Origin of the sequence: Nocardia asteroides, from assembly GCA_019930625.1 — a bacterium.
GTDB lineage: Bacteria > Actinomycetota > Actinomycetes > Mycobacteriales > Mycobacteriaceae > Nocardia > Nocardia sputi.
Window position 1 is genome coordinate 7260153 of record CP082844.1, and the last position, 25770, is coordinate 7285922.

General features: G+C 70.0%; 19 protein-coding genes and 1 other RNA gene. 8 read left to right on the forward strand and 12 right to left on the reverse strand.

Annotated features, from left to right (window positions below):
• Window positions 1–32 precede the first annotated feature (32 nt).
• Both K8O92_32780 and K8O92_32785 read right to left on the reverse strand, forming a co-directional pair.
• A complete protein-coding gene (locus K8O92_32780; protein ID UAK32403.1) occupies window positions 33–1370 on the reverse strand; it encodes a glutamine synthetase family protein in 1338 nt (445 codons plus the stop codon).
• Window positions 1371–1531: 161 nt separating this feature from the next.
• On the reverse strand, window positions 1532–3076 hold the full coding sequence (locus tag K8O92_32785) for an alpha/beta hydrolase (protein ID UAK32404.1): 1545 nt from the start codon (window positions 3074–3076) through the stop codon (window positions 1532–1534).
• A gap of 181 nt (window positions 3077–3257) precedes the next feature.
• Between K8O92_32785 and panB the strand changes: the two genes are divergently transcribed.
• The 4 genes from panB (at window position 3258) to K8O92_32805 (ending at window position 6572) form a co-directional block, all read left to right on the forward strand.
• Complete coding sequence (panB, locus tag K8O92_32790; protein ID UAK36087.1) at window positions 3258–4115, forward strand: 3-methyl-2-oxobutanoate hydroxymethyltransferase; 858 nt, start codon at window positions 3258–3260, stop codon at window positions 4113–4115.
• 156 nt (window positions 4116–4271) lie between these two features.
• Complete coding sequence (locus K8O92_32795) at window positions 4272–4721, forward strand: hypothetical protein (GenBank protein UAK32405.1); 450 nt, start codon at window positions 4272–4274, stop codon at window positions 4719–4721.
• A gap of 13 nt (window positions 4722–4734) precedes the next feature.
• Entirely contained in the window at window positions 4735–5697 is a 963-nt protein-coding gene (pip, locus tag K8O92_32800) for a prolyl aminopeptidase (protein UAK32406.1), read from the forward strand.
• Window positions 5698–5699: 2 nt separating this feature from the next.
• Window positions 5700–6572 carry a CHAD domain-containing protein gene (locus tag K8O92_32805; protein UAK32407.1) on the forward strand — a complete coding sequence of 291 codons (873 nt, stop codon included), beginning with the start codon at window positions 5700–5702 and terminating at the stop codon, window positions 6570–6572.
• 13 nt (window positions 6573–6585) lie between these two features.
• Here K8O92_32805 and K8O92_32810 read toward each other — a convergent pair whose 3' ends face one another.
• Together K8O92_32810 and K8O92_32815 are read right to left on the reverse strand one after the other, a co-directional pair.
• Window positions 6586–8037 (reverse strand): RNB domain-containing ribonuclease, encoded by a 1452-nt coding sequence (locus tag K8O92_32810; protein ID UAK32408.1) that lies wholly within the window; start codon window positions 8035–8037, stop codon window positions 6586–6588.
• A gap of 15 nt (window positions 8038–8052) precedes the next feature.
• Window positions 8053–8385, reverse strand: a complete 333-nt coding sequence (locus tag K8O92_32815) for a hypothetical protein (protein ID UAK32409.1) — start codon at window positions 8383–8385, stop codon at window positions 8053–8055.
• A gap of 433 nt (window positions 8386–8818) precedes the next feature.
• Between K8O92_32815 and K8O92_32820 the strand changes: the two genes are divergently transcribed.
• A complete protein-coding gene (locus tag K8O92_32820; protein UAK32410.1) occupies window positions 8819–9187 on the forward strand; it encodes a hypothetical protein in 369 nt (122 codons plus the stop codon).
• Between the two features lie 84 nt (window positions 9188–9271).
• Here K8O92_32820 and rnpB read toward each other — a convergent pair.
• Window positions 9272–9687, reverse strand: an RNA gene (gene rnpB, locus K8O92_32825) — RNase P RNA component class A.
• Between the two features lie 36 nt (window positions 9688–9723).
• On the opposite strand from rnpB, the gene K8O92_32830 reads away from it, so the two are divergent.
• Together K8O92_32830 and K8O92_32835 are read left to right on the forward strand one after the other, a co-directional pair.
• Entirely contained in the window at window positions 9724–10611 is an 888-nt protein-coding gene (locus K8O92_32830) for an alpha/beta fold hydrolase (GenBank protein UAK32411.1), read from the forward strand.
• A 105-nt stretch (window positions 10612–10716) separates the two neighbouring features.
• On the forward strand, window positions 10717–11187 hold the full coding sequence (locus tag K8O92_32835) for a GNAT family N-acetyltransferase (GenBank protein UAK32412.1): 471 nt from the start codon (window positions 10717–10719) through the stop codon (window positions 11185–11187).
• A 6-nt stretch (window positions 11188–11193) separates the two neighbouring features.
• On the opposite strand, the gene K8O92_32840 is transcribed toward K8O92_32835, so the two are convergent.
• The 4 genes from K8O92_32840 to K8O92_32855 form a co-directional block, all read right to left on the reverse strand.
• Window positions 11194–12036, reverse strand: coding sequence for a hypothetical protein (locus K8O92_32840; GenBank protein ID UAK32413.1), 843 nt, complete (start codon window positions 12034–12036; stop codon window positions 11194–11196).
• Window positions 12037–12103: 67 nt separating this feature from the next.
• Window positions 12104–12619: a GNAT family N-acetyltransferase gene (locus K8O92_32845; GenBank protein ID UAK32414.1), complete on the reverse strand. Its 516-nt coding sequence runs from the start codon at window positions 12617–12619 to the stop codon at window positions 12104–12106.
• 10 nt (window positions 12620–12629) lie between these two features.
• Entirely contained in the window at window positions 12630–12950 is a 321-nt protein-coding gene (locus K8O92_32850; protein ID UAK36088.1) for an SgcJ/EcaC family oxidoreductase, read from the reverse strand.
• A 41-nt stretch (window positions 12951–12991) separates the two neighbouring features.
• Entirely contained in the window at window positions 12992–13408 is a 417-nt protein-coding gene (locus K8O92_32855) for a hypothetical protein (protein UAK32415.1), read from the reverse strand.
• A gap of 93 nt (window positions 13409–13501) precedes the next feature.
• Here K8O92_32855 and K8O92_32860 point away from each other — a divergent pair, with 93 nt between their 5' ends.
• Complete coding sequence (locus K8O92_32860) at window positions 13502–14353, forward strand: helix-turn-helix transcriptional regulator (GenBank protein UAK36089.1); 852 nt, start codon at window positions 13502–13504, stop codon at window positions 14351–14353.
• Between the two features lie 7 nt (window positions 14354–14360).
• Here the strand turns inward: K8O92_32860 and K8O92_32865 are convergent, their stop codons facing one another.
• From K8O92_32865 to K8O92_32875, 3 genes are all read right to left on the reverse strand, one after another.
• Window positions 14361–21602, reverse strand: a complete 7242-nt coding sequence (locus tag K8O92_32865; protein UAK32416.1) for an amino acid adenylation domain-containing protein — start codon at window positions 21600–21602, stop codon at window positions 14361–14363.
• Window positions 21603–21773: 171 nt separating this feature from the next.
• A complete protein-coding gene (locus tag K8O92_32870; protein ID UAK32417.1) occupies window positions 21774–24245 on the reverse strand; it encodes an FAD-dependent monooxygenase in 2472 nt (823 codons plus the stop codon).
• A gap of 314 nt (window positions 24246–24559) precedes the next feature.
• Window positions 24560–25741: a bifunctional RNase H/acid phosphatase gene (locus K8O92_32875; GenBank protein ID UAK32418.1), complete on the reverse strand. Its 1182-nt coding sequence runs from the start codon at window positions 25739–25741 to the stop codon at window positions 24560–24562.
• Window positions 25742–25770 lie beyond the last annotated feature (29 nt).

Genomic DNA, 25770 nt, shown 5'->3' on the forward strand with positions numbered 1-25770 from the left:
CGCGCGCACGCCGACCCGGGCGTCCCTCCGGCTTACAGCCCCAGGTATTCCTTCAGCTCGAACGGCGTGACCTGGCTGCGGTAGTCCGCCCATTCCCGGCGCTTGTTGCGCAGAAAGAAGTCGAACACGTGCTCGCCGAGGGTCTCGGCGACCAGTTCGGAGCGCTCCATCGCCTGCAGCGCCTCGTCCAGGGTGCCCGGCAGCTCGCGGAAGCCCATCGCGCGACGCTCGGCCACGGTCAGCGACCACACGTCGTCCTCGGCCTCCGGCGGCAGCGTGTAGCCCTTCTCGATGCCCCGCAAACCGGCCGCGAGCAGCACGGCGAAGGTCAGGTAGGGATTGCACGCGGAATCTGGGCTGCGGATCTCGACGCGGCGCGAGGACGACTTGTTCGGCGTGTACATCGGCACGCGCACCAAGGCGGAGCGGTTGGAACGGCCCCACGAGGCCGCGGTGGGCGCCTCGCCGCCGTGGATGAGGCGCTTGTAGGAGTTCACCCACTGGTTGGTGACCGCGCTGATCTCCGGGGCGTGCTCGAGGATGCCCGCGATGAACGCCCGCGCCGTCTCCGACAGGTTCATCGGGTCGTCGGGATCGTGGAAGGCGTTGGTCTCGCCCTCGAACAGGCTCATGTGCGTGTGCATCGCCGAGCCCGGGTACTCGGCGAACGGCTTGGGCATGAACGTCGCGCGCACGCCCTCGTCGATGGCCACTTCCTTGATCAGGTAACGGAAGGTCATCACGTTGTCGGCCATGGACAGCGCGTCGGCGTAGCGCAGGTCGATCTCCTGCTGGCCCGGAGCGCCCTCGTGGTGGCTGAACTCCACGGAGATGCCCATGGACTCCAGCGCGTCGATGGCGTGGCGGCGGAAGTTCGGCGCCGAATCGTGCACGGCCTGGTCGAAGAAGCCGCCGCTGTCGGCGGGGACCGGCACGCCGCCCTGCGGACCGTTCTCCAGCAGGAAGAACTCGATCTCGGGGTGCACGTAGCAGCTGAAGCCGACGTCGCCCGCCTTGTTGAGCTGGCGGCGCAGCACGTGGCGCGGGTCGGCCCAGGACGGCGAACCGTCCGGCATGGTGATGTCGCAGAACATGCGCGCGGAGTGCTGGTGGCCCTTGCTGGTGGCCCACGGCAGCACCTGGAAGGTCGACGGATCCGGCCGGGCGACCATATCGGCCTCCGAGACGCGGGCGAAGCCCTCGATGGCCGAGCCGTCGAAACCGATACCCTCCTCGAAGGCGCCCTCCAGCTCGGCGGGTGCGATCGCGACGGACTTCAGATAACCCAAGACGTCGGTGAACCAGAGACGTACGAAGCGGATGTCCCGCTCTTCGAGCGTCCGCAGCACGAATTCCTTCTGGCGATCCATGCCCGCGAGCGTAAGCACCTGGCGTTAAATCTGTGTTACATACACGCTTAAGATTGCTGACCTGGATGTTTTCGGGAGACTCCGCACAGTCGAATCGTCCGGTTTGTGAGCTTTTGCCCCGGTGTGCAACGACGGCGCCGCCGGTCGGCAACCGAGCCGCCTCAGCAGGTGAGGCCCGGAGCGGGTTCGGTCAGGTCGACCAGATAGGCGATGACCGCGTCGTCCACGCAGGACACGCCGCCCGCCAGCGCCACAGTGTGCCGGTTGCCCTGGTAGGTGATCAAGGCGGCGCCCAGTTGCCCGGCCAGGTCCACTCCGGCCTGGTACGGCGTCGCCGGGTCCTCGGTCGTGGACACCACCACCGTCTTCGGCAGACCGGTCACGGAGATGCGGTGCGGCTCGCTGGTGTTCGGTACCGGCCAGGCGGTGCACAGTTCCAGCGGCGCGGCGCCGGTGCTCCGACGGTCGTCCAGGAACGGCGCGGCCTTGCGGTATTCCGCGTCCTGGCGCGCGGTGACCTCGCGGTCGGCGATACGCGGATCGTCCACGCAGCGGATCGCGTTGAACGCGTCGGTGGTGTTGGAGTAGCTGCCGTCGTCGCGGCGGCCGTCGTACAGATCGGCCAGCGCGAGCAACGTGTCGCCGCGCCCGTCGCGCAGCTCGGACAACCCGAGCGTGAGTACTTTCCACAGCTCGTCGGTATAGAGCGCCTGGCGCACGCCGGTGAGCGCGTCACCGTAGCTCAGTCCGCGCGGATCGGTGGTGGGCAGAGGCTTGTCCCACAGCGGGTCCACCAGCGCGCGGAAACGCGGCACCGCCTGCGCCGGATCGGTGCCCAACGGGCAGTCCGGCTGCTGGGCGCAGTCCGCGGCGTAGGCGTCGAACACCTTCTGGAAGCCCGCCGCCTGGCGCAACGACTCCTGCACCGGATCCTGCGAAGAGTCGACGGCGCCGTCGAGCACCATGGCGCGCACGTGCGCCGGGAACTTCTCCGCGTACGCCGACCCGATCTTGGTGCCGTAGGAGTACCCGACATAGGTCAGCTGCGCGTCACCCAGCGCGGCGCGCATCACGTCGAGGTCCTGCACCACTTCGCGGGTACCGACGTGGGCGAGGAAATCCTTCCCGGTCCGCTCGGCGCAGCGGTCGGCGTACCGGCGGTTGTCGGCCTCGGCGTCGGCGATGCCTTCGGGGGTGTAGTCCTCCTGCGGCTCGGCACGCTCGGCGTCCTGCTCCTGCGGGGTCTGGCAGACGATCACCGGAATGGAGGAGCCGACGCCGCGCGGGTCGAAGCCGACCCGGTCGAAACGCTCGGCCAACGCCGTCTTGTTGCCGAGTGAGGACATGCCCAGACCGGACTCGCCCGGCCCGCCCGGGTTCATCACCAGCGAACCGATGCGCCGCCCGGTGGCCTGGATCCGGGACACCGCGATCTGCGCGGTGGGCCCCTCGGGCGCCGCGTAGTCCACCGGCACCGTGATCCGCGCGCACTCCGTGCTGGGCGGGAACCGGTCATCCGGCCCGCCGAATCCGGTGCAGTCGCCCCACTGCACCCGCTGGTCGTAGAACTTCTCCAGCCCGGTGGGCGGCGTCGGCATCGGCTGCCCCGATTCGGTGCGGGTGACGGCGCACCCCGAGATCAGCACAGCGGCCGAGGCCAGCACCGCCACCACCAGCGCACCGCGCCCACTCCGCACCGTCGACATGCTGACGATATTGCCATCGGGCAGGCGTGGGCGCCGCGCCGGGCGACCCAGTCGGCGCTGTGACCAATTGCACCGGTCATCGGCCTTAATCCGCCCGGGTGGCGGGTGGCACACTGAAATTCGTCAGACAATCCCGGGGACCCGGACGGGCCCTGAGGCGACACAGACGAAAGGGACGATGATGTCCGTATCCGATTCGGAAACCCCTGCCTACGGTGCGGCGCCCGCCGAGCCCGAGAAGGTCGTCCGCAAGACCCGGGTGCACCACCTGCGGCAGATGAAGGCCGACGGCGAGCGCTGGGCGATGCTGACCGCCTACGACTACTCCTCGGCGCGGCTGTTCGAACAGGCAGGCATTCCCGTGCTGCTGGTCGGCGACTCCGCGGCCAACGTGGTGTACGGCTACGACACCACCGTGCCCATCACGGTGGACGAGCTCATCCCGCTGGTGCGCGGCGTGGTGCGCGGCGCGCCGCACGCGCTGGTCGTTGCCGACCTGCCATTCGGCACCTACGAGTCCTCCCCGCAGCAGGCGCTGGCCACCGCCACCCGGTTCATGAAGGAGGGCGGTGCGCACGCGGTCAAGCTGGAGGGCGGCGAGCGGGTCGCCGAGCAGATCGCGGTGATCACCGCGGCGGGCATCCCGGTCATGGCGCACATCGGCTTCACTCCGCAGAGCGTGAACACCCTCGGCGGATTCCGGGTGCAAGGTCGCGGCGACGGCGCCGAGCAGCTGATCGCCGACGCCATCGCGGTTCAGGAGGCGGGCGCGTTCGCCGTGGTCATGGAGATGGTGCCCGCCGAGCTGGCCGCGCAGGTCACCCGCAAGCTGACCATTCCGACCGTCGGCATCGGCGCAGGCGCGGACACCGACGCGCAGGTGCTGGTCTGGCAGGACATGGCGGGCTACACCAGCGGCAAGACCGCGAAGTTCGTCAAGCGCTTCGGCAACGTCGGTGACGAATTGCGCGCCGCCGCCGCGGCTTATGCCGACGAAGTGCGCCGGGGCACCTTCCCGGGCCCGGAACACAGCTTCTGACCCCAGTTCCAGGAAGACGACCGGCTGGGCGGCGCGCGCTGGTCGCGCCGCTCGGTATCTCAGCGGCTCTTCCCAGCGGAAACGGCCGGTTCGGGCCGGTCGGCGAAATCAATGGCAGACTCGATGCCGACAATGCCGACACGACCAGAGGTACCGATGCCGTACAGCCGTTGGATTTCACGCAGCACCCTGCTGGTGGCAGGCGTTCTCGCCGCCGCGGCGTTGACCGCTTGCGGCAGCGAGTCGAGCCCGGCCCCCACCGGCAGCTCGAGTTCGACCACGGCCTCGGCCACCGCCGCGCCGGGCACGACCTCCGGCAGCGGCACGCCGGCGAGCCCGGAGATCTCCGACGCGGCCGCGGCCCAGCTGTGCGACATGATGCGGCCGGAACTGACCAACTGGCGTATCCAGGGCGGCACCCTGGGCAAGATCGGGCTGAACGCGCTGGTGCACGAGTGGGCGCTGCGCAACGGCGGCATCAACGCCGCGGTGCTGTCGGACAAGCCGATCGTCGACCGCGCCACCACCAAGAGCTGCCCGGACGTGCGCCAGCAGGCCGTGGAGGCGCTCGGCATCCCGGATCTGGCCTCCGGTCTGGCTTTCTGAGCCGGGCCGCCCTATGCGCACCCGTTACCCCGCGATCGAGCCTTATGTCTCCGGCATGCTGGCGGTCGGCGACGGCCAGTCGGTGTATTGGGAAGTCAGCGGGAATCCGGACGGCAAGCCGGTGGTGTTCCTGCACGGCGGACCCGGCGGCGCCACCGCGCCGTTCCATCGGGAGTTCTTCGATCCGGCCGCCTACCGGATCGTGCTGTTGGACCAGCGTGGTTGCGGCCGCTCCACCCCGCACCTGGCCGACGGGGCGAGTCTGGAGCACAACACCACCTGGCGCCTGATCTCCGACATCGAGACGTTGCGCGAGCACCTGGGTATCGAACGCTGGCAGGTGTTCGGCGGCTCCTGGGGTTCCACGCTCGCGCTGGCCTACGCGCAGCGCCACCCCGAACGGGTGACCGAATTGGTGCTGCGTGGCATCTTCCTGTTGCGCCGCAGGGAAATCGACTGGTATTACAACGGCGCCGCAGGTTACGTCTATCCGGACGAGTGGGAAAAGTTCCTCGCACCGGTGCCCGAGGACGAACGCGACCAGGATCTGGTCGAGGTCTATCACCGCCTGCTGCATTCGCCCGACGAACACCTCGCCCGCACGGCCGCGATCGCCTGGTCCACGTGGGAGAGCGCGACGAGTTCGCTGCTGCCGCGATCGGATCGGGTGGCCGAAGCGGCCGAGCCCCGCTTCGCGCTGGCCTTCGCCAGAATAGAGAACCATTACTTCCGCCACGCGGGATTCCTCGACGAGGGACAGCTGCTGCGCGACGTCGGGACCATCGCGCACATCCCCGCCGTGATCGTGCAGGGCCGCCACGACATCGTCTGCCCGGCGGTCAGCGCATGGGAATTGCATCGCGCCTGGCCCGGTTCGGTTCTGCACATCGTCGACGACGCGGGCCACGCGGCGAGCGAGCCCGGCATCACCCATCACTTGGTGGAAGCGACCGACCGATTCGCGAAAGCGCGGTGAGCATGGTGACCATGGCTGGGGAAGCACTCATCGGCGCTTTGCGCGACGACGTCGACCGCCTGCTGGCCGCCGAGCCGGAAGTCCGCGCGGACGCACCGGATTCGGTCCATCAGATGCGGGTGGCCACCCGGCGGCTGCGCAGCGTGCTGCGGTCCTACGGCAAGTTGCTCGTCAAGAAACCGGCCACCACGATGGGAGCGGAACTGAAGTGGCTGGCCGGATTGCTCGGCGAGGCGCGGGACGCCGAGGTGCGCGCCGATCGATTCGCCGCACTGCTGGCCGAGCACGCCGAGCGGGCCCGCCGAGCCGACATCGACGCCGTCACCGCGCGCTTGGTGGACGCCGAGCGGGAACGCTACCGCGCGGCGCACGACGAGGTCTTGGCCGCTCTGGACGGCGCGCGCTACCGCGAGTTGCGCGAAGAGCTGTCCGGGTGGCGCACCGATCCGCCGCTGCGTCACTCCCGCGCCGAGACATCCGCCACGGAAGTCTTCGAGGAAGTGCTGCGGCGCGATCTCGACCGGCTGCAGTCCCTCGTCCGCGCCGAGCCTACCGTCGACCCGCACGAACGGGTCGAGGTGCTGCACGAGATCCGCAAGAGTGCCAAGCGTTTACGGTATTCGTGCGAGGCCGCGGAACAGGTGCTCGGCGACGATGCCGCCGAGCGCGGCCGCCACGCGAAGAAGCTTCAGACCGTGCTCGGCGATCACCGGGACGCGGTGGAGTCGCACGAGGCGATCCTCCACCGGGCAGCCGAGGCCGCCGCGTCGGGTGAGGACGCCGGGCTCTACGAGATTCTCGCGGCCGCGGAGGACGTGGCGGCCGGTCGTGAGTTGAGCCGCTATCCGGCCACGGCGGCGGCGCTGTTCGGATAGGTCCCGCTGCCGTTCAGGCGGGGTATGCGAAGGCTACTTTCCGCTCCCTGGGGTCTGCCGACACCAACCGCACCCGCACCGTCTCCCCTTCCGGTGGTTCGCCCACGCACGGCCCGAGCACCGGCGGGTTGGCGATGAAGACCACGGCAGGCCGGTTGCCGTTGGCCTCGCGCAGCACCACGGCGTCGAACTGCGCGCCGATGCGCCGCGCCAGCAGGGTCGACTCGGTCAGGTCGATGCAGGCGCGCTCGATCTTGCTCGCGACGCCGTCGCTGCGCCGCATGGCGTCGGCCGCGCTCGCCAGCCCTTCCCGCACCCAGCGCGGCACCTCGGCGCCCGCGCATCGAGCCAGGCAGATCTCGGTCGCGAACCGGTCCGACAGCCGCCGCAGCGGTGCGGTGACGTGCGCGTACGGAGCGCCGATCGCACTGTGCCGCAGCGCGGGCGGCGCGGGCGGCTCTGCCGCGACGCCGTCGACGATGGTGTAGGAGGCGCCGCGCAGCAGGGTTGTCGCCTCGGACATCAGCACCAGCGCCGCTGGTGTGCGGGTGTCCAGCCGGGCCAGCATCCGCCCGACCGCTTCGCCCGCGGGCCAGGCCACGCCCAGCGCCTGCGCGGTCCGGCGCATCGAATCGATCGCGGATCCGGATGGGGGCGGCATGGTGCGCAGCAACGCGACCCGCTCCTGGGCGGGCGCGTCCGAGTCCAGCATGATCCGCGCCGCGCACATGCCGGTCAGCAGCGAGACCTGCTCGTTCCAGTCGTCGGCGGCGGTACGCGGTTCCACCACCAGCCGCCAGTGCCCGTCGGCGCGCTCGTCCTTGACGACGGTCTGCGCGGGCAACCGCAACCCGATCGCGCCGCGCGCCACCCCCGCCTGGATGCGCCGCGCGCCGAATTCCGGCAGGGCCGCGATCGAGGGATGCAGCCGACCGGCCTCCGCGTCGGCCTGCACCTGGACGTAGTCGAGCCGGGCCCGCGAGCGCACCAGAGCACGGATCACCGAGTAGTGCACCGGTTCGGCTTGCTCGTCGAGTTCGATGGTCCACAGCGCGGCCGGACGCGTCCGCTCGGGAAGCAGGCTCGCCGACCCCTCCGACAGGGCGGGCGGGTGCAGCGGCACGGTGCCGTCGGGAAGATAGAAGGTCTGGCCCCTGGCGCCGGACTCTTCGGCCAGCGCGCCGCCGGGGGCGATCACGGCGCCCACGTCGGCGATCGCGTAGTGCACGGCGAAGCCGCCGGGGGTGCGTTCGATATGCAGGGCTTGATCCAGGTCCATGGCCCCGGGCGGGTCGATCGTCACGAACGGGATGTCCGTGCGATCGACGCGGTCGCCCGCGAACGCGTCCACCGCGTCGCGGGCCTCCGCACTGGCCTCGGCGGGATACGCCGAGGCCAGACCGAACTCCGACCGTATGGCACCGAAATCGACGGGCGCCGAGACGATCCGCTGGTGGAGTTCCACGCTGAGGCGCCGGTACTACTGGAGCGCCAGCATGGTGCCGTTCAACTGGTCGAACGGACCGTAGACGGTGAAGGTGACCCGGCCACCCGGCACCGAGGACGACACCTCGGCCGCGGCGTCCAGCGCCTGACCGAACGAGGCGGCGGACGGATGGGGCAGCCCGGCGATGGCCAGGCCCACATTGTTCTGGTGCACGAATACCGTGTCGGCGGGACTGAGGTCGACCTGGACCCCGCCCTGCAGCGGAGTCACCGCGACAGCGCCGGCGGAACCCGCACCCAGCACCGCGAAAACCGAAGCGGCGCCTGCGACCAATGCGCCGGCGACCATGGAGCGAACTACTCGCATATGTCTCGAGACCTGCTTTCCCGCGATCGAAGTATGAATCGCCCGATGCTGCCCCGCACCGGGCTTTACCAACGGCGACTACTTTATGACGTCGATCACGATCAGGGCCAGTTCCGTACGAATCGGGCACACGGAATTCTCGCCCGACGGCACGAGCACGCCCGCGCTGCTAACGTGGCCCGCCGTGACGGGCGTCGCGTTCGCCCGCGCATTCGGAAATGTCCCGCACGTCGACAATTGGGAGCCCCCTACCTATGTCATCGATTTTGTTCGACTACCTGTTGCCTCTGCTCGGCCCCGAGCAGGCCGCGTACTGGGCTCAGGTTTTCGTCATCAACCCGGTCTGACCGCGCGATTCTTTCTTCACTACTCGTCGCCTCCCGTTCACCTGACGGGAGGCGGCGGTGGTTGTCGGCCGCTAGCATCCCGCTGCGTGACCAGAACTACCGCCGCGATCGCGGCCAGCGCCACCCTCCTCGCCCTGCTCCTCACCGGTTGCGGCGACGACAAGACCAGCAGTGCCACCTCCACCACCACGACGGCGGCGCAGGCCGCGACCCAGGTCGACAACGTGAAGGCGGGCGCTTTCGTCGTCAGCTTCCGCGGCGCGTTCCCGAAGCTGGCCGACGGCAAGGACGACGCGAAGATCGCGACGATCCTGTCCGAGACGTGCTCGGACCTCGGGGCAGGCAAATCCGAGGACGACGTCGTCGGCAACATCACCAAGCGGGCGGGCGGCGCCACCCAGCCCAGCTCCGAGGAGGCGAAGGCTATTTACCAAATGGCCAAACTCATGTGCTGACCCGCTCCTGAAGAGGGCGTGCTTCGCACACCCGCTCGATTCCTCGCCAGGGATCGGGCCGGTGTGCGAAGCAGGCCGGGCGGGCGGACGAGTTGGTCTGTAAGCCGGATCCTGTCCCCGGCCGTGTGGCCGGGGGGCGGCCATCCATCTGGGCACTCCGTCGCCGGGTGCCTCGAGCGGTCCACCCGCAGGCTCGGGCGAGCAGCCCTCGAACACCTGCGCAGCCGCACCGCGAGCGGTGCGACCTTCGACCTTGCTCCGGGCGGGGTTTACCTAGCCGCCCCGGTCACCCGGGGCGCTGGTGCGCTCTTACCGCACCGTTTCACCCTCACCGCACGGCCGCGAGGCCGTGGGCGGTCTGTTTTCTGTGGCACTTTCCCGCGGGTCACCCCGGGTTGCCGTTAGCAACCGCCCTGCTCTGTGGAGTCCGGACTTTCCTCGGCGCCGGGCGGCGGCACAACCGTGCCCGTTCCCAGCGCCGCGGCCGCCCGACCAACTCGTCCGCGAGAACAGGATACTGGGTACGGTTGGTGGCCATGGAACGTGTCGAGGTCGGCTTCCCATCCGGAAGCGAGCAGTGCGCGGCGTGGCTCTATCGCCCGGACGGCGCACCCAAGCCCCGCCCGCTAGTGGTGATGGGACACGGCCTGGGGGCCAATCGGGAAATGGGACTGGATCGCTACGCGCGGCGTTTCGCGGCCGCGGGAATGGCGGTCCTGGTATTCGACTATCGGCATTTCGGCGCCAGCCAGGGCACGCCCCGCCAATTGCTGAGCATCGCGCGCCAGCGCGCCGACTGGCATGCCGCCATCGCGTACGCGCGCACACTGCGTGGCATCGACGCGACCCGGATCGCGTTGTGGGGCACCTCGTTCGGCGGCGGGCACGTGCTGTCGGTCGCGCCGGACGATGCCTACCTCGCGGCCGTGGTCGCGCAGGTCCCGTTCACCAGCGGCCTGTCCTCGGCGTTGGCCAAGGGACCGATCAGCCTGATCAAGGTGGCCACCATCGCGGCCGCCGACCTGCTGCTCAGCCCGATCCTGCGCAGGCCGGTCCGCATCCGGCTCGCCGGACGCAAGCGTGCCGCGGCGCTGATGAGCGCGCCGGACGTGCCGGACGGCTTCCGTAGGCTGACCGACGAGAGCGAGACCTACGAGCCCAAAGTGGCGGCACGTGTGGCATTCTCCGCATTGTTCGACGCGCCTGGGCGACGCGCGAAGGCGCTCAAGATGCCGGTGCTGTACGCACTGTGCGACAACGATTCCGTGGCTCCGGTGAAATCGGCGCTGCGCGCCGCCGAACGCACCAAGCACGCCGTGGTCAAGCGTTATCCCGCCGGCCATTTCGATATCTACTTCGATGAGGTCTTCGAGAAGACCGTGTACGACCAAACCGAGTTCTTGGTGTCGGTGCTGCGGCCATGAGGCGTTCGCGGCCCGTGCGACAGCCGGGCCGCGAATTCGAGAACGTACTGGTGTGCCGGGCAGGTGAAGCGGCTCGAGTCGACGGAGTCGGCCGATGCTGTCACGATGGCCCGGATGATTGTCAGGCTTGCGCGAGAGGACGACCTCGCCGCAATACTCGAACTGGCGGGGCAGGTCGAGCACTGGTTCGGCGCGATGGTCGACGACGCCGGGTTCCGTGCCACGGTGCTGCGGCACGTCCGGCGCGGCACGGCGCTGGTCGCCCGGTCCGCCGGGGCGGAGGTGCTCGGCGGACTCATGTTCGGATCGCACCCGCCGGTCTACCGGGTGCACTGGCTGGTGGTCGCCGAACAAGCCCGCGGGCACGGCATCGGCCGGGCGTTGACCACGGACGCGATCCGCCGGTACGTGCTCGCGCCGGGCACCCTGGAAGCGGTCACTTTCGGGCCCGATCATCCCGGCGCGGTCTCCAGCGGTGCGCGAGCGTTCTACGCGCGCATGGGCTTCCATCCCGCGGAGGACGCGGCTCCCGGGCCGGAGGGCGGCTCCCGGCAGGTCTACCGGCGGCGCGTTTGAGGCAGGTCAGCGGCCACGGAACGCGCGCCAGAGGATGAAGGCGAGGGTGGAGGCCGGTATCGCGGCCAAGATGGGCTTGTCGCGAAGCGTCTCCAGGAGCGTGCGCCCCGGGCGGCTGACCGGTCCTGGGATTCCCGCCGCGCCGCGTTCGGCCGCGGCGGCGGTGTCCGCCTCGATCTGTTCGGCGCGCTCGGCGGCCCGGCGGACGGACTCCGCTATCGGCGCGGCCTGACTGCTGCCGTCCTCGGCCGAGCGCCGCGTGTCGTATTCCGGCTCCGGTGTCCCTACCGCGCCGCCGGTGTCGCCCGACGTCGCGGCCGCGTCCGCCGAAATCGGCGTCGAAGTCACTGTCTCCGGCTCCGGCTCCCCTTCCGCACCAGCGGCACCGAGGGTCTCCACGGCGGCATCCTCCAGGCCCTGCGCCGAAGTCACCGGTTCCGGCTGCCCCGCCGACTCCAGGACAGCGTTCTCCAAGTCTTGCGCCGAAGTCACGGTCTCGGGCTCCGGTTCTCCTGCGGCACCGGCCGCGTCCGCCGAGACCTGCGCCGAAGTGACCGTCTCCCCCGCCGCACCAGCGGTACCCCGTGCCTGCGCGGCGGCGTTCTGCGCCGTGCTCCCCGGCTCGAGCTTCCGTCCTCCGGCAGCGTCAGCGTCACCGCTCGCCTCGGTGGGCGTGTCCGCGGCTCGCGGTGGAACGGCCTGCCGCGGCTTCCGGCTTGTCCGGGCCGCGCCGCCCACACCGGCCGCCGTACCGTTGGACGGCTGCTCGGTACCGCCCGGCCCGCCGGCCGGGACATCGGTGGCACGCTGAGCGCTGGTCTCCTTGTCCGTGGGTTCGCGGTCGTTCATCGCTGTCTCCTGTGTTCGGCGTCGCGGTGGGGACGGACGTCCCGGCTGCCGTCGAGGCCCGGATACCCTACGGATCGGCAGGCAAACCGGGCTTCGGCGGCCGCCATTCCATCTCGAATTCCCATCGTGGATCGCCCGGAGCCACGGGTCCGCTCACCCCGGTGCGGACGAAGCCGTTGCGCAGGTACAGGCGCTCGGCATAGGCATTGTGCTCGGCGAACTCCAAACGGACCACGGCATGACCGCCCACGACCGCCCAGTCGAGCACCGCGCGGACGAGCCGGTCCGACACGCCGGTGCCCCGAGCCCGGGGCGTCACCCACATCGAGATCAAGTCTACGCCACCGCGTTCCCGGTCGGGCATGCCCGCGACGGTACCCACCGCGGCCCCGCCCGCCTCGGCCAGGAACTGCGCCCGATCCGACAGCGCACCCCGCCAGTCGCTTTCGGTCTTTGCCCGCGCTTCGGCCCAGGTGGTGCCGAAGAATTGCGGCGCGTCGGCCAGCGCCTCGAGCCGGATGCGCCGGAACACCGCCCAGTCATCCGGGACGAGCAGTCTGATCTCGGGTGTTGGGAGGCCCATTCGCATTTCTCTACTCGACAGGCGACGCCGTACGCAAAGGATTTCCCCGTAGATCGCCCGGACGCGCGATCCACTCGCCGCGTGGCGGGATCACCATCACCGCCACGTTCGGCGCCGGGAAGCGGACCGCGGTGACCTCGGGCTCGGAAAGCCGGGTGCCTTTCATGAAGCCGTCGAATCCCTCCCGCATCACCTCGACGAGTTCGGCGGCCCCATGGACGAATTCGCCGATCACCGGGACGAAATAGGCGTCAGCCGTGCACGTCGCGGCGAAGGCCGCACCGTCACCGGGCGCCCAGGCCGCGACTCGCGCGGCGAGCAACCGGGCCATGGGCGGCCTCGTCGGCTCGGCGGGATCGGTGCCGTACACGGTCACCGCCGTTCACCGAGTTCGCGAAGGCCGGCGCATTCCAGCCCGGCGAAGGTGGCGACCGTCGCCGCGCCGATGAGCAGGAAGACGACGCCCAGACCGGTCAGCGCGAGGACGCCCGAGCCCGCCAGCCCGATCATCCCGACCGCGGACAGGGCGTTCACGGTGACCACCGCCCGCGCGTGGCGCGCGCGGATCACCGGGCGCCGGGCGATCGACAGCAGCGCGAGCGCGCCGCCGAGCATGACGACGCCGAACGGAATGCTCCAGCCGATCGGCAACCCGAGGGGGTCGCGCAACGATCCGGCCCCGGCGAGCAGCACCCCACCGAAGATCCCGGTGCTCCAGCCGTCCACGCGCAGCGCGGAGCGCAGGAACGCGGCGCTACGGCCGGGCCCGGCCAGGGTCGTGGGGGTCATGTCGTACTCCTGTCGGTCGATCCGAGGGCGCCGATCGGCTCCCGGCACCAACCCTGGCGGCCGGAGGTGGGCGTCTCAATGACCTCGCAGGTCATGGCCGCACCGCGCGACGGCTGCTTAGCTGGACGGGTGGCATCGGTTCAGACACCGTCGAGAGTGGGCGCCCTCCTGCGCGAATGGCGGCAACGGCGCAGATTGAGCCAGCTCGACCTGGCACTCGCGGCGGACACCTCGGCACGTCACCTGTCCTGCGTGGAGACCGGCCGGGCCGCACCCAGCCGCGCGATGGTCCTGCGGCTGTGCGACACACTGGAGGTGCCGCTGCGCGAACGCAACACGCTGCTGGTGGCAGCCGGTTTCGCGCCCGCCTACCGGGAGAGCAGCCTCGACGACGCGCACCTCATCTCGGTGCGGGCCGCGCTGGACACCATGCTGAGCGCGCACGAACCGTACCCGGCGGTGGTCATCGATCGGCTGTGGAACGTCGTGGTGGGCAATGCGGCGATGAGCGTGCTGATGGACGGCGTCCCCGAGCACCTGCGTGCGCCTCGTCCCAACGTGTACCGGCTGGTACTGCACCCGGAGGGGCTCTCGGCCCGGCTGGCCAACCTCGCCCAGGTGCGCGAACTGTTCCTGGAGCGGCTGGCCAGGCAGGTCGCAGCGAGCGGCGACGCGGAGCTGGCGGCGCTGTACGAGGAGGTATCCGGTTATCCCGATCCCCCCGAGGCGGATGCCGCGCAGGCACAAGTTGACGCGCCGCCGAGCCCGTTCGAGGTGCCGATCCGGATCCGCACACCCGCCGGTGAACTGTCCATGTTCAGCACCATGGCCACCTTCGGCGCACCGGCCGACGTCACACTGTCGGAACTGGCCATCGAATTGTTCTACCCCCTCGATGATTTCACCGCGGCCATGCTGCGCGCGGCGGCCGCGGCGAAGTCGTGAGCGGGCCTCAGGCGTCCAGCATGGATTCGTCCCACTCGCGGTCCAGGTCCGGGTCGGCCGCCGACAGTATTTCGTCCAGCCGCAACCCCACCTCGCCGATGTTCGGCTCGGTCATCATGTTCAGGTGATCGCCCGGCACGTCGATCACCGTGAACCGGCGCGCCGCGTACTGTTTCCAGCCGTTGTCGGCGCTGTCGAACATGCTGCCGACGGTCTGGTGGGCCAGGTCGACGCCCGGCGGCAGGCCCTCGGTGGCGCGCAGCAGCGTGATGTCGCGCTCGTACGGTTCGAGCTTGTAGTCCAGCATCGCCGAGTAATTCGCGAAGAACACCTCGTAGAGCCGCCGGATCGCCTGCGGCGAGCTGTCGGCGGGCAGGATGCCCGACCGCACCGACTCCTCGAGCATCGCCGCGAACAACTCCTCGGAATTGTGCACGTCGGGTTCGAAATCGACCAGGGCGGACTGGCTTCCACGCGCATACCACAGCAGCTCGAGGAAGAACCACCGGATGAGTTTCTCTTCCGGGATCGGCGTGCGGGTGCGGGGGCGCAGCGCCATCGTGTCCAGCAGCGTCACGCTGGACACCTCGTGCTCGGGGAGCCTGCGGGCCATCTCCAAGGCGACGTAGCCGCCGAACGACCAGCCCGCCAAGTGATAGGGACCGACCGGATGCACCCGCCGCACCGCCTCCAGGTACGACTCCGTCATCGCCGGAATGGATTTCTCCGGCGCGCTACCGGAGTCCGCGCCGGCCGCCTGCAACCCGTACACCGGACGGTCCGGATCCAGGTGCCGCGCCAGAGCCAGGTAGCACAGCACGTTTCCGCCGATCGGGTGCACCAGGAACAGCGGCGGCTTGGCGCCGCCGACGCTGATCGGCACCAGCGGGTCGAACGTGCGCTGGACCGCACCCGCCCGCACCAGCGTGGCGAGCCCGGCGGCGGTGGGCGCGCCGATGAACGCGTCCAGCGGCACCTCGACGCCCCACCGGCGTGACAGGGCCATCACCACGCGCATCGCGCCGATAGAGGTGCCACCCGACGCGAAGAAGTCGTCGTCCACGCCGATCGCACGCAACCCCGCGTACTCGGCAAGCAGGCCGACCGCCGAACGCTCGTATTCGTCGGCAGGCTCGCGCCGCGCCACCACCGAATCAGTGACGTCTTCCCCGTAGGCGCGCAGCGTCGCGTCGTCACGCTTGCCGCTGGGCGTGCGGGGCAGTTCATCGAGCCAGACGAACCGCGACGGCACCATGTGCGCGGGCAGCACCGAACGCAAATCGTGCCGCAGCGCGGCGAGGTCGGTCTGCTCGGCCGCGCCGACCAGGAACGCGACCAGCGAACCATCGATGCCGCCGAAGCCTCGGGCCACCACGGCGGCCTCGGTGATGCCGGGGAACTTCTCGACCAGGCTCAGGATGCACAACTCGACTTCGGCCGGCTCCACCCGGAATCCGCGGATCTTGACCTGGCTGTCGCTGCGGCCCAGGCAGACGATATCGCCGGAGAACAGGCGGACACCCAGATCGCCGGTGCGGTAGCGGATTCCGCCCGCGTGCGTGGCCACGAAACGCTGCGCGGTGAGCGCGGGCCTGCCCTCGTAGCCGCAGGCGATGGTGCGGCCGCCGAGATAGATCTCGCCGATCACGCCGTCGGGCACCGGGCGCAGCGCGCTGTCGAGCAGTTCCACGGTGTCGCCGTCGACGGCGCGGCCGATGGGCGGCAGCGCGGGGAACTCGTCGGCGGGACCCTCGAGCGTGAATTTGGTCGCGACGTGGGATTCGGTGGGGCCGTACTGGTTCTCCAGCACCAGGCCGGGGACCACCTTGCACAGAGCGCGGATCTCGTCGGTGATACGCAGTTGTTCCCCGGAGGAGATCAGCACCTTCAACTCGGTCGGGAACATCCGCCGGCCCACGGCGGCCTCGGCGAACGCCTGCAGGGCCACGTACGGCAGAAACAGCCGTTCGATGCCCTCCTCCACCACCGTGTTCAGCAGTTGCTCGACATTCGAGCGCAGGTCGGCCGAACTCACCCGCAGGGTGGACCCCGCCGCGAGGGTGGTGAAGATCTCCTGGAACGACACGTCGAAACTCAACGGCGCCAACTGCAGGGTGCTGAGCAGCCCGGTGCCGGTGGCCGCGCGATTCTGCCAGTCCACCAGGGAGGTCAAGCCGCGGTGCGGCATCGCGACGCCCTTGGGTTCGCCGGTCGACCCGGAGGTGAACAGCACGTAGGCCACCGCGTCGGGCGGAATGTGATCGGGCAGCTCCACCTCCGCCTCGGGTGCGGAGTCGTCGAAGAGCGTGACGGCGTCCAGCACCAAGGCGGCGTCGTCGACGATGTCGCGATAGGCGGCGTCGGCGATCACCCGGTGCGGGCGGGCGCGGTCGATCATCAGGTTCAGCCGGGCCCGCGGGTAGCTGACGTCCAGCGGAACACACGCGGCGCCGATTCTGGTCAGTGCGAGCACGAGCAGCACCAGCTGGGGACGCCGGCCCATCAGGATGCCGACGCGGTCGCCCGGCGACACCCCGTGACCGAGCAGGCGTCGCGCCAGCCGGTCGGAGCGTTCGATCATCTCGTCGTAGGTGACCGACTCGTCGTCCCCGGCCAGGGCGACGCGGGCGGGAGCGAGCGCGGCGGCCTCGGCCACCAGCGTGCCCACGTCGCGGGCGGTCGCGGGGCCGACGCCACGGTCGATCGGCGCGTCGGGGTCGGCGACGATGCCCGCCAGCATGCGCAACTGGGTGAGCGCGACGGTTTCGCACTGCTCGGCGGTCAGCGTGTGATCGCCGTCGACCCGCAACCACATCCGGCCGTCGCGCGGATCGGTCGCCGCGGTCACCAGCAGCTGGAAGTTGGTCTCCTCCCGGGCGTCGAAGCCCAGCAGGCGCACGCCGTCGAGGACGAGCATGGGCTGGAAGACGTGGTAGTTGACGAAGTTGAACGCCGTCTCGAAGACCGGCCCGCCGTCGGCGAGGATCGACCGCAGCGGGTAACGGCGGAACGGATAGGCCTCGCGTTCCCGGCGCGCGATCTGCTCCACCGCCGCGCGCCAGGTGGACGCGGTGGCGTCCAATCGGATCGGCAGCGTGTTGAGGAACAGCCCCGCCACCCGCTCGGCGCCCGCACGGTCCGGGCGACCGTGGCTGACCACGCCGGTGGTGATGTCCGTGCGCCCGGTGAGCGCCCGCAACGCCAGGCAGTGCGCGGCCAGATAGACCGACTTCTCCGGAATCTGGTGGCGCGAGGCGAACGCCGAGACCCGCTCGGCCACCCTGCGCGGCACCAGCGCACGCGCCTGCGGCACGCCCGCGACGACCGGCTGGTGCACCCCGAGCGCGGTGAGCGCGGTGGGTTCGGCCCCGGCGAGGGCGGTGCGCCAATACTCGCGGGCCGCGGTGTCGTGCGCCGTGCCCTGCTCGGCCCGCGCGTACTCGGCGAGCACGGTGGCCGGGTGCGGTGTTGCCTCGATCCGGGTCTGGGTCATGCCGAGGTGGTTCAGGTAGTCCAGCAGCAGTTCCAGCACCGACGTGGCGACACTCCAGCCGTCCAGGATCGCGTGGTGGAAGCTCAGCACCAGGTCCACCGTGCCGACCGGCTCCTGTGGCCCGGGACGGACGAACACCCGGATGGCGAACAGCGCGGCGACCGAGAAGTCGTAGGGGGCGTGCGTGCGCTCGTGGAGATATATCTCGATCAAGTCTTCGCCGTCCGCCTCGCCGATATCACCGAGGTCGACGATCTCCAGCTCGTAGGGCGGCGCGGGGTGCACGACCTGCAACGGGATCGAGTACCTGCTCAGTTCGAACGACGAGCGCAGCGCGGGTTGGCGCCGCACCAGCCGGTCCACGGCCTCCCGGAACTGCGCGGCGTCCCAGGGTATTTCGAGCCGGTAGCGGAACGCGTCCTTGTAGGTGACCGAGTCGGCGCGCTCGATGCTGTGATACAGCATGCCCAGCTGTAGGGCCGTAGCCGGAAAAGCGTCCTCGACCCGGTACAGCGCCGCGCGGTCGATCAGCGGCACCGTCTCCAAGGGGGCCACGACGCGCGCGCGGCCCGCGTGCCGATCGTCGCGCACGACACGGGCCAGCTCGGCGATGGTCGGCGCCTGGTAGAAGGCGTCCACGTCGAAGTAGAGCCCGGCGCGTTCGGCGGCGGTGCGCACGGCCAGCGCGAGGATGGAATCGCCGCCGTTGGTGAAGAAGTTGTCGTGCACGCCGATCGACTCGACGCCCAGCACCGTGCGCCAGACCTGCGCGAGCCGGGCCTCCACCTCGGTACGCGGCGCACCGCCCATGACCTGCCCGGCGCCGTGGCCGAGAACGAGTTGCTCGGCGAGTGCGCGCCGGTCCAGCTTCCCGTTGCGAGTCAGCGGGATCCGGTCCACCCGGATCAACCGGGACGGCACCATGTAGCGGGGCAACCTGGCCGCGAGCTGCTCGGCGATCTCCTCGCCGGAGACGTCACTCCCGACGAAATAGCCGACCAATTGCACGCCGTGCGCCTCTGAGACCTCGTCCACCACCGCCGCCGCGCGCACCCCGGAGCAGCCGAGCATGGTGTTCTGCACTTCTCCGAGCGTGATTCGGTTGCCGCGGATCTTCACCTGGTCATCGAAGCGACCAAGGTACTCGAGATTGCCGTCCGGTAGCCAGCGCGCCAGATCGCCGGTGCGGTACCGGCGTCGCCCGGGCACCGCGCGATCGTCGACGAACGCCGCCGCGGTCAGCTCGGGCCTGCCGCGGTAGCCGCGGGCCACGCCCACGCCCGCGATGTTCAACTCCCCCGGCACGCCGACCGGCACTCGGCGACCGAGGTGGTCGAGCACGAGCAGGTCGATGTTGTCGATGGGACGGCCGATCGGCACCACGTCGAGCGGGTCGTCGGGAGGGCAGTCGAAGTAGGAGACGTCGACGGTGGCCTCGGTCGGGCCGTAGAGGTTGACCAGTTGCGGCGCTGTGACCCCGGCCGCGGCGAAGACCGCGTGAAACCGGCGCACCAGCGCCGGCGGTAACGCCTCACCGCTGCAGAACACCCGCCGCACGCTGCCGATCCGCGCGACCGTCGATGGGTCGGCCGTCAGCTCGGCGACGAACGCGGTCAACATGGACGGCACGAAGTGCAGCACGGTCACGCTGTGCACGGCGATCGCGTCGGCGATGCGGCGCGGATCGCGCTCGCCACCCGGTTCCAGCAACGCCACCCGGGCGCCGGTGATCGCCCACCAGAACAGTTCCCACACCGACACGTCGAAGGTGACCGGCGTCTTCTGCAGGATCACGTCCGACGCGTGCAGTGGGTAGCGCCGCTGCATCCAGGTCAGTCGGTTCACCACCGACCGGTGCTCGATCATCACGCCCTTGGGCACGCCCGTGGAACCCGAGGTGTAGATGAGATAGCTGAGGTCGGCTGGGTGCGAGACATTTTCGACACCGCGCGCCGGAACCGTGTCGGCCACCCCGATCCTGGTGACGCCTAGTTTGTCGAAGACCGCTCGATGCTGCGGCCCGGCCACCACGAAGCGAGCCCCGCAGTCGGCGAGCACGGCTTCGATGCGCGCGGACGGGAAGTCCGGATCCAGCGGCACGTACGCGCAGCCGGCCCGCAGTATGCCGAAGATCGCGACGAGCATCTCCGTCGAGCGGGGCAGCACGACCGGGACGCATTCGTTGCCGGTCGCGCCCAGCGTGCGCAGCCGGGCGGCGAATCCGTCTGCCAGAGCGAATAGTTCGGCGTAGCGCACCGGTTGCTCGCCCGAGCCGACGACCGGTTCGATCGCCACCCGATCCGGATGGCACGCGGCCATGTCGGCGAACAGCCGGTCGAGGGTGGTGTACGGGAACTGTTCGCGCGGACCGGATTCGAACGCGGCGATCGCGGCCAGCTCGCGCGCGGGCATCAGCGGCAATGCCGAGATCGGCACGCCGGGCTGTTCCAGCGCCGCCACCAGCAGCGCGCCGATGCCGCGCACGACCGACTCGAACGGGAAGTTCTCGTCGAAGACGTCCCGGTCGTAGTAGAGCTGGAGGTTGAGCGACCCGTCGCGCGCGTGCTCCACGCCGAGGATGTTCAGCGCCTCGAGCACGGTGCCCGGGTTGACGATGTCGAGCGAGCCGAGGATCTTGTCGAGGTGATCCGACGGCGGCATCTTGATGTAGGAGTACGCCACGTCGAACAGCGGCGGCGCGGTCGGATCGCTGCTGAGGGCGCGGGCCAGGTCGCCGTACGGGAAACGCTCGTAGCGCTTCAGCTCCCGGATCTGCGCGGCCACCTCGGACGCGACCGCCGACAGCGGCTGCGCCGGGTCCACCCGGATGCGCAGGGGCACCACGTTCGTCCGGTGCCCGGCGGTGCGGAAGGTCTCCGCGCTGTGCCGGTTGAGCATCGGGACCCCGATCACCACCTCCTCGGAGCGGTGGATGGTGGTCAGGTAAGCGGCCAGCGCCGAAGCCGTGAACGCGAAGACGGAGAAGCCGGTCGCGCGAATCCGGTCGAGGAAAGCCGGTTCCACCACCACGCGCCGCCGTCCCCGGTTCACGTTCGGAGTACTCGCCCGGCCGGAGAACAGAGCGGGGACCACTCCCTCGAAACGGCGGACCAGCGCGTCACGATCGGCCACCCACTGCGGAGAGGACAGATACTCCTCGTGCTCGGCGGCGATCTTCCGGTAGGTCGCCACACCGCGGTCGGTCTGCTCGGTGACCGGATCCGGTTCGGCGAGCAGTTCCAGCGGCAGATCCGTGCGGCTGTAGTCGTCCACCAGGGCGCTCCACAGCGCGTTCACGCCCCAGCCGTCGATCATCGCGTGGTGCATCGCCACGTAGAGATGGAAATGGTCGGGACCGTCGACCAGCGCGGCGATCCGGAACGGCTGCCGCGGCGGCGACGGCGTCACGTTGGCCCGGTTCACCCAGTCCCTGCGGGCCGCGGCGGGATCCGACGCCCAGCTCAGATCGACCAGCTCCACCTCGGGTAGTTCGTCGCAGACCCACTGCCAGAAGCGGCCTTCGGAGAACTCGAACCGCAAGCGCAGCGCGTCGTCACCGAGCAGCGTCCTGCGCACCACAGCCCGCAACCTGGCCATATCGAACGGCTCGTCCAGAAACGCGCAGTAGGCGTTTCTGGTGACCGGCGCCGGGGCATACCTGTAGGCAACCGACAACACATCTCGCTGATACGCGCTGACGGGCCAGGCTTCGGGAGGTCTTTGGGAAGTAGCACTCGGTTCGGATGTCACAGTCACTCCTATCGCGACAGTCGCGGCACCGGCCGTGCGCGGATCTAACCAAGCCCACCCTGATCACTGAAACGCAAAGCTGCTACCACACTTATCCAGTTATCGATATCGCGAATCACGGCATCGGCTTCGCCGATGCCGCGACTCTGCTGTTGTTTCGTCGTGTATGCGGGCCGGTCAGCAGGCCGACAGCAGCGCGCGCACGCTCTCGTCGGCGAGACGATCGGCTCGCGCACGCGATACCGCGGGCTCGACGTAGCCGATGTTGAACGACAGCTCGTTGTGCGTCGCGTTGGCGGTGGCCATGATGAAACCGCTGACGGACATGCCGGAGACGAACTGCGCGCCCTCCAGCTGCCAGGAGCCGATCTTGTCCGGGAAGGGGTAGTCGCCCAGGTAGGTCATACAGAGGTGGCCCGGGCCGCGGGTGTCCATGAGTTTCACCGTGGACGCGCTGGCGGCCACCGACTTCGGCGCGGCCACCTTCAGCAGGTTCAACGCGGACAGATGATCGCGCCGGTCCATCCGCGCGCCGTACTCGCGCTCGATCTCGGCGGCGATCTCCCACAGCGAGGCCCACGGCGCGTACTTCGCCGGGGTGGCGATCATGCCTTGGTAGGTGCCGACTTCGGTGTCGCCGGCGGCGCCGTCGAGATGCTCGCGGAAGTTGACCGAGCTGCCCACGGTGTACCAGGCGGCCTTCTCGGTGCCCGCTTCCCTGGCCGCCGCGATCAGCAGCGCGGCCGAGAGGACGGACTGCAAGCCGACGCCGTGCCGGGCGCAGCCCGCGGTGAGCGCGTCGAGCCGGTCGGCGTCGAGGCTGCGGTGCACCACCCGGCTGCGCCGCTGCGCGGGCGGCGCCACCGAGGTGGGCTCCAGTCGGCGCGGCTTGCGCAGCTGCGACTTCTGGTCGCGCAGAAACGAACTCGCGGTGCGCAGCGCACCGCCCGCGCCCTGGAAGCGCGCCGGGAACAGCTCCTCCGGTCCTGGCCGCACCGGCGCGGGCGAGAAGTCGCCCGTGTCCCCGGCGGCTACCTGGAGCACCTGCTTGGCTACCGACAGCGCGCTCTCGCCATCGGCGATGGCATAGTGCAGCGTGACGATCAGCTCGTTGGTGCCATCGGTCTCCTTGATCAGCACGGCCCTCGCCAGCGGGCCGGTGCGCCAGTCGAACGGCTCGCGCAGTTCCACCGCGTCGGCCTCGGTCAGCCAGTTCGTGCTGTCCTCGGATTCGATGACGCGCAGCGGAATCGGCGCCCCCACCGGCACGAAACGCGGTGCGGTGCCGTCGGCTTCGGCGGCGACGGCGACCCGCAGGAGCGGATGTCGGCGCTGCACCTCGTCCAACCCGGCGCGGATCTGCTCGGTCTCGACGTGCCCACGGATCCGCACGCGCGACAGGATGTGCAGCGGCGCGAGCTGATCGGCGATCCAGTGCCAGCGCTCGACCGGCGACAGCGGGCGCGGCAGCCGGGCGGTCGGCCCCTCCGGCGCCGGGAAGGACATCGGTTTGCCGAGCTCGCGCAGGAAGAATTCGGTAGGCACGTGCCGGAAGTAGGTGTCGCGCACCCGCACCAGGCGCGGGTCGGTGGTCTGCTCGATCTTGGCGAGCGAAGCCGACCCGTTGACGAACATGGCGGTGCGGTCGGCGCGCAGCTTCTCGTAACGGCGCAGGGCCGCCACCGGATCCAGGGAGTTGCGCAGCACGCTCGCCAGCACCACCGCGTCCTCGATGGCGGCGTTGGCGCCCTGGCCGAGGCTGGGCAGCATCGGGTGCGCCGCGTCGCCGAGCAGCGTCACCCGACCGCGGCCCCACTGCGGCAGCGGCGGGCGGTCCTGCGCGGGCACGGCCAGGATCGCCGCCTCGTCGGTCTGCTCGATGCAGGCGCGCACCTCCGGCGCCCAGTCCGCGTACAGGCGCAGCAGGTCTTCCTTGCCACCCTGCCAGTTCGCGGCCTCGCCGGCGGGCAGCGTCTTGGTGCCCCACCAGTACACGCGGCCGTGCCCGATGTCGTGGATGCCGAAACGCATTCCGGTGCCCCAGAAGTGCGCCGACAGCCCGCGCGCGACATTGGGATGCTCGAACGGGATGCAGGCCAGCCAGCAGACGAAATTGCCGGGGCGCGGCTCGGCGCGGCCGTGCAACTGCGCGCGTACCACCGAGTGGATACCGTCGGCGCCGACGAGCAGATCGCCCTGGGCGACCCGGCCGTCGGCGAACTCGACGCGCACGTGCTCGCCGTCGTCGACGAAGCCGGTGGCCTGCGCGCCGACGAAAGTCGGCGTGTCGCCGATCGCGCGCAGCAGCACGTCGTGCAGGTCGGTGCGGTGCAGCGCCACGGCGGGGGCGCCTAGCTGGGCGTCGAGCCGGTGCACCGGAAGCACGCGGATGGGACTGCCGTCGGGGTTGCAGAAACGGAAAGTCTCGACCCGGCCGCCGCGTTCGAGCAGTTGCTCATCGATGCCGAGGCCGAGGGTGCGCAGTGCGTTCATGCCGTTGGCCTGCACGGAAAGTCCGAAGCCCTGGGCCCGCAATTCGGGACCCGCTTCGTAAAGTTCGACGCCGAAACCCGCGTGCCGCAGGGCGGCCGCGGTGGTGAGTCCTCCGATCCCCGCCCCGAGAACGACAACCTTGATCGGACTGCTCATCGAACCTGCACTCTCATCGAACCACTCGACGGCACAGGTGCTTCCAACCGCGACGCGGCCGACGGGCGGCGCTGCCCGCGAGAAACCGTCCCACTGAGCAGCACTGACCGAGGTCACTGCGTCGACCCCGACCAGGCAGGCAGCTAGGACGCCTGTGCCTGACCGTCCGGAAGCCTACCGCTACTGGGCGCGCAAGGCAGAGTTGAAGTGAGATTCACCGCATCACGCGATTGTGAAACGCAAATGTGTTGCAATGGGGCATAATTCGCCCTCCGCGCACCGTGTTCGCCCTCGATTCGGGCCGGGCGGCACTCTCAGAGGTAGGACGTATCGTTCACCAAGCGCACCGAGGACCCGCCGTCGAGATAGAACTCCGCTATCGATAGCGACGCCAGATCCAGATGCAATCGGTACAGCAGTGAGGGGCCGACATCGAGCGCCAGCCGCAGCAGGGTCTTGATCGGGGTCACATGACTGACCACCACCACGTTGGCGCCGGGATACCGCTCGAGCAGGTCGCGACGAACCGCGTCGACCCGCACGCGGACCTCTTCGAAGCTCTCCCCGCCGGGCGCGGCGACGGTGGGGTCGCCGATCCAGCGAGCATGCAGTTCGGGGTCGCGTTGCGTGGCCTCGGCGAAGGTCAGTCCCTCCCACTCGCCGAAGTCGGTCTCGATCAACCCGTCGTGGATCTCGGCCGGTACTCCGAGAGCGGCGGCCGCCGCCTCGGCGGTCTCCCTGGCCCGGCCGAGCGGAGAACTGACCACCGCGGCGATACCGCCCTTGACGGCGAGCATTTTCGCGGCGCGAGCGGCCTGCTCCCGGCCCAGCGGTGTGAGCGGTGGGTTGCCACGACCGGAATAGCGCCGCTGCACCGACAACTCGGTCTGGCCGTGGCGCAGCAGCAGCAACCGGGTGGGACGGCCGACCGCGCCGGTCCAGCCGGGGCCCTGCCCGGCGGCCTCGGACTGCTCGGCGCTGGTGTCCCTGACTTCATCGATCCAGCTCGGCCGGTCGTGCTCGGCGACCGCGAGAGCCGGATCGGCGGCCTCGGTCGGCCGCGTGTCCACGGTCGCGGCACGGCCCGTGCCCTCGTCCATGGCCTCGTTCGCCAGCCGGTCGGCGTGCGAGTTCTCCGCGCGCGGGATCCAGGTGTAGCCGACCCGCGCGAACCCGGAGGCCAGCCTGCGGGCTCGGTCGGCGAGCGGGATCAACGCCGCGTGCTTGATCTTCCAGCGACCGGACATCTGCTCGACGACCAGCTTGGAATCCATGCGCACCACGATCGACTCGGCGCCCAGCTCCGCCGCCGCTTCCAATCCGGCGATGAGCCCCCGGTATTCGGCGACGTTGTTGGTGGCTGTGCCGAGGAACTCACGACGCTCGGCGAGCACCCGGACGTGTCCGGCGTCGTAGACCACCGCGCCGTAGCCGGCCGGACCGGGGTTGCCCCGCGAACCGCCGTCGGCTTCGACGATCACCTCCGAGAAACTCATCGCACGTCCTGATCACCCGATCCCGGCGA

Excerpts from the sequence above, each read along its gene's own strand:
- K8O92_32850 (UAK36088.1), bottom strand. The coding sequence starts at position 12,950 with ATGGCCCGGTTGCTCGCCGCGCGAGTCGCGGCCTGGGCGCCCGGTGAC.
- K8O92_32875 (UAK32418.1), bottom strand. The coding sequence starts at position 25,741 with ATGAGTTTCTCGGAGGTGATCGTCGAAGCCGACGGCGGTTCGCGGGGC.
- pip (UAK32406.1), top strand. The coding sequence starts at position 4,735 with ATGCGCACCCGTTACCCCGCGATCGAGCCTTATGTCTCCGGCATGCTG.
- K8O92_32830 (UAK32411.1), top strand. The coding sequence starts at position 9,724 with ATGGAACGTGTCGAGGTCGGCTTCCCATCCGGAAGCGAGCAGTGCGCG.
- K8O92_32785 (UAK32404.1), bottom strand. The coding sequence starts at position 3,076 with ATGTCGACGGTGCGGAGTGGGCGCGGTGCGCTGGTGGTGGCGGTGCTG.
- K8O92_32805 (UAK32407.1), top strand. The coding sequence starts at position 5,700 with ATGGTGACCATGGCTGGGGAAGCACTCATCGGCGCTTTGCGCGACGAC.
- K8O92_32780 (UAK32403.1), bottom strand. The coding sequence starts at position 1,370 with ATGGATCGCCAGAAGGAATTCGTGCTGCGGACGCTCGAAGAGCGGGAC.
- panB (UAK36087.1), top strand. The coding sequence starts at position 3,258 with ATGTCCGTATCCGATTCGGAAACCCCTGCCTACGGTGCGGCGCCCGCC.
- K8O92_32860 (UAK36089.1), top strand. The coding sequence starts at position 13,502 with ATGGCCGCACCGCGCGACGGCTGCTTAGCTGGACGGGTGGCATCGGTT.
- K8O92_32795 (UAK32405.1), top strand. The coding sequence starts at position 4,272 with ATGCCGTACAGCCGTTGGATTTCACGCAGCACCCTGCTGGTGGCAGGC.
- K8O92_32815 (UAK32409.1), bottom strand. The coding sequence starts at position 8,385 with ATGCGAGTAGTTCGCTCCATGGTCGCCGGCGCATTGGTCGCAGGCGCC.
- K8O92_32835 (UAK32412.1), top strand. The coding sequence starts at position 10,717 with ATGGCCCGGATGATTGTCAGGCTTGCGCGAGAGGACGACCTCGCCGCA.
- K8O92_32870 (UAK32417.1), bottom strand. The coding sequence starts at position 24,245 with ATGAGCAGTCCGATCAAGGTTGTCGTTCTCGGGGCGGGGATCGGAGGA.
- K8O92_32855 (UAK32415.1), bottom strand. The coding sequence starts at position 13,408 with ATGACCCCCACGACCCTGGCCGGGCCCGGCCGTAGCGCCGCGTTCCTG.
- K8O92_32840 (UAK32413.1), bottom strand. The coding sequence starts at position 12,036 with ATGAACGACCGCGAACCCACGGACAAGGAGACCAGCGCTCAGCGTGCC.
- K8O92_32845 (UAK32414.1), bottom strand. The coding sequence starts at position 12,619 with ATGGGCCTCCCAACACCCGAGATCAGACTGCTCGTCCCGGATGACTGG.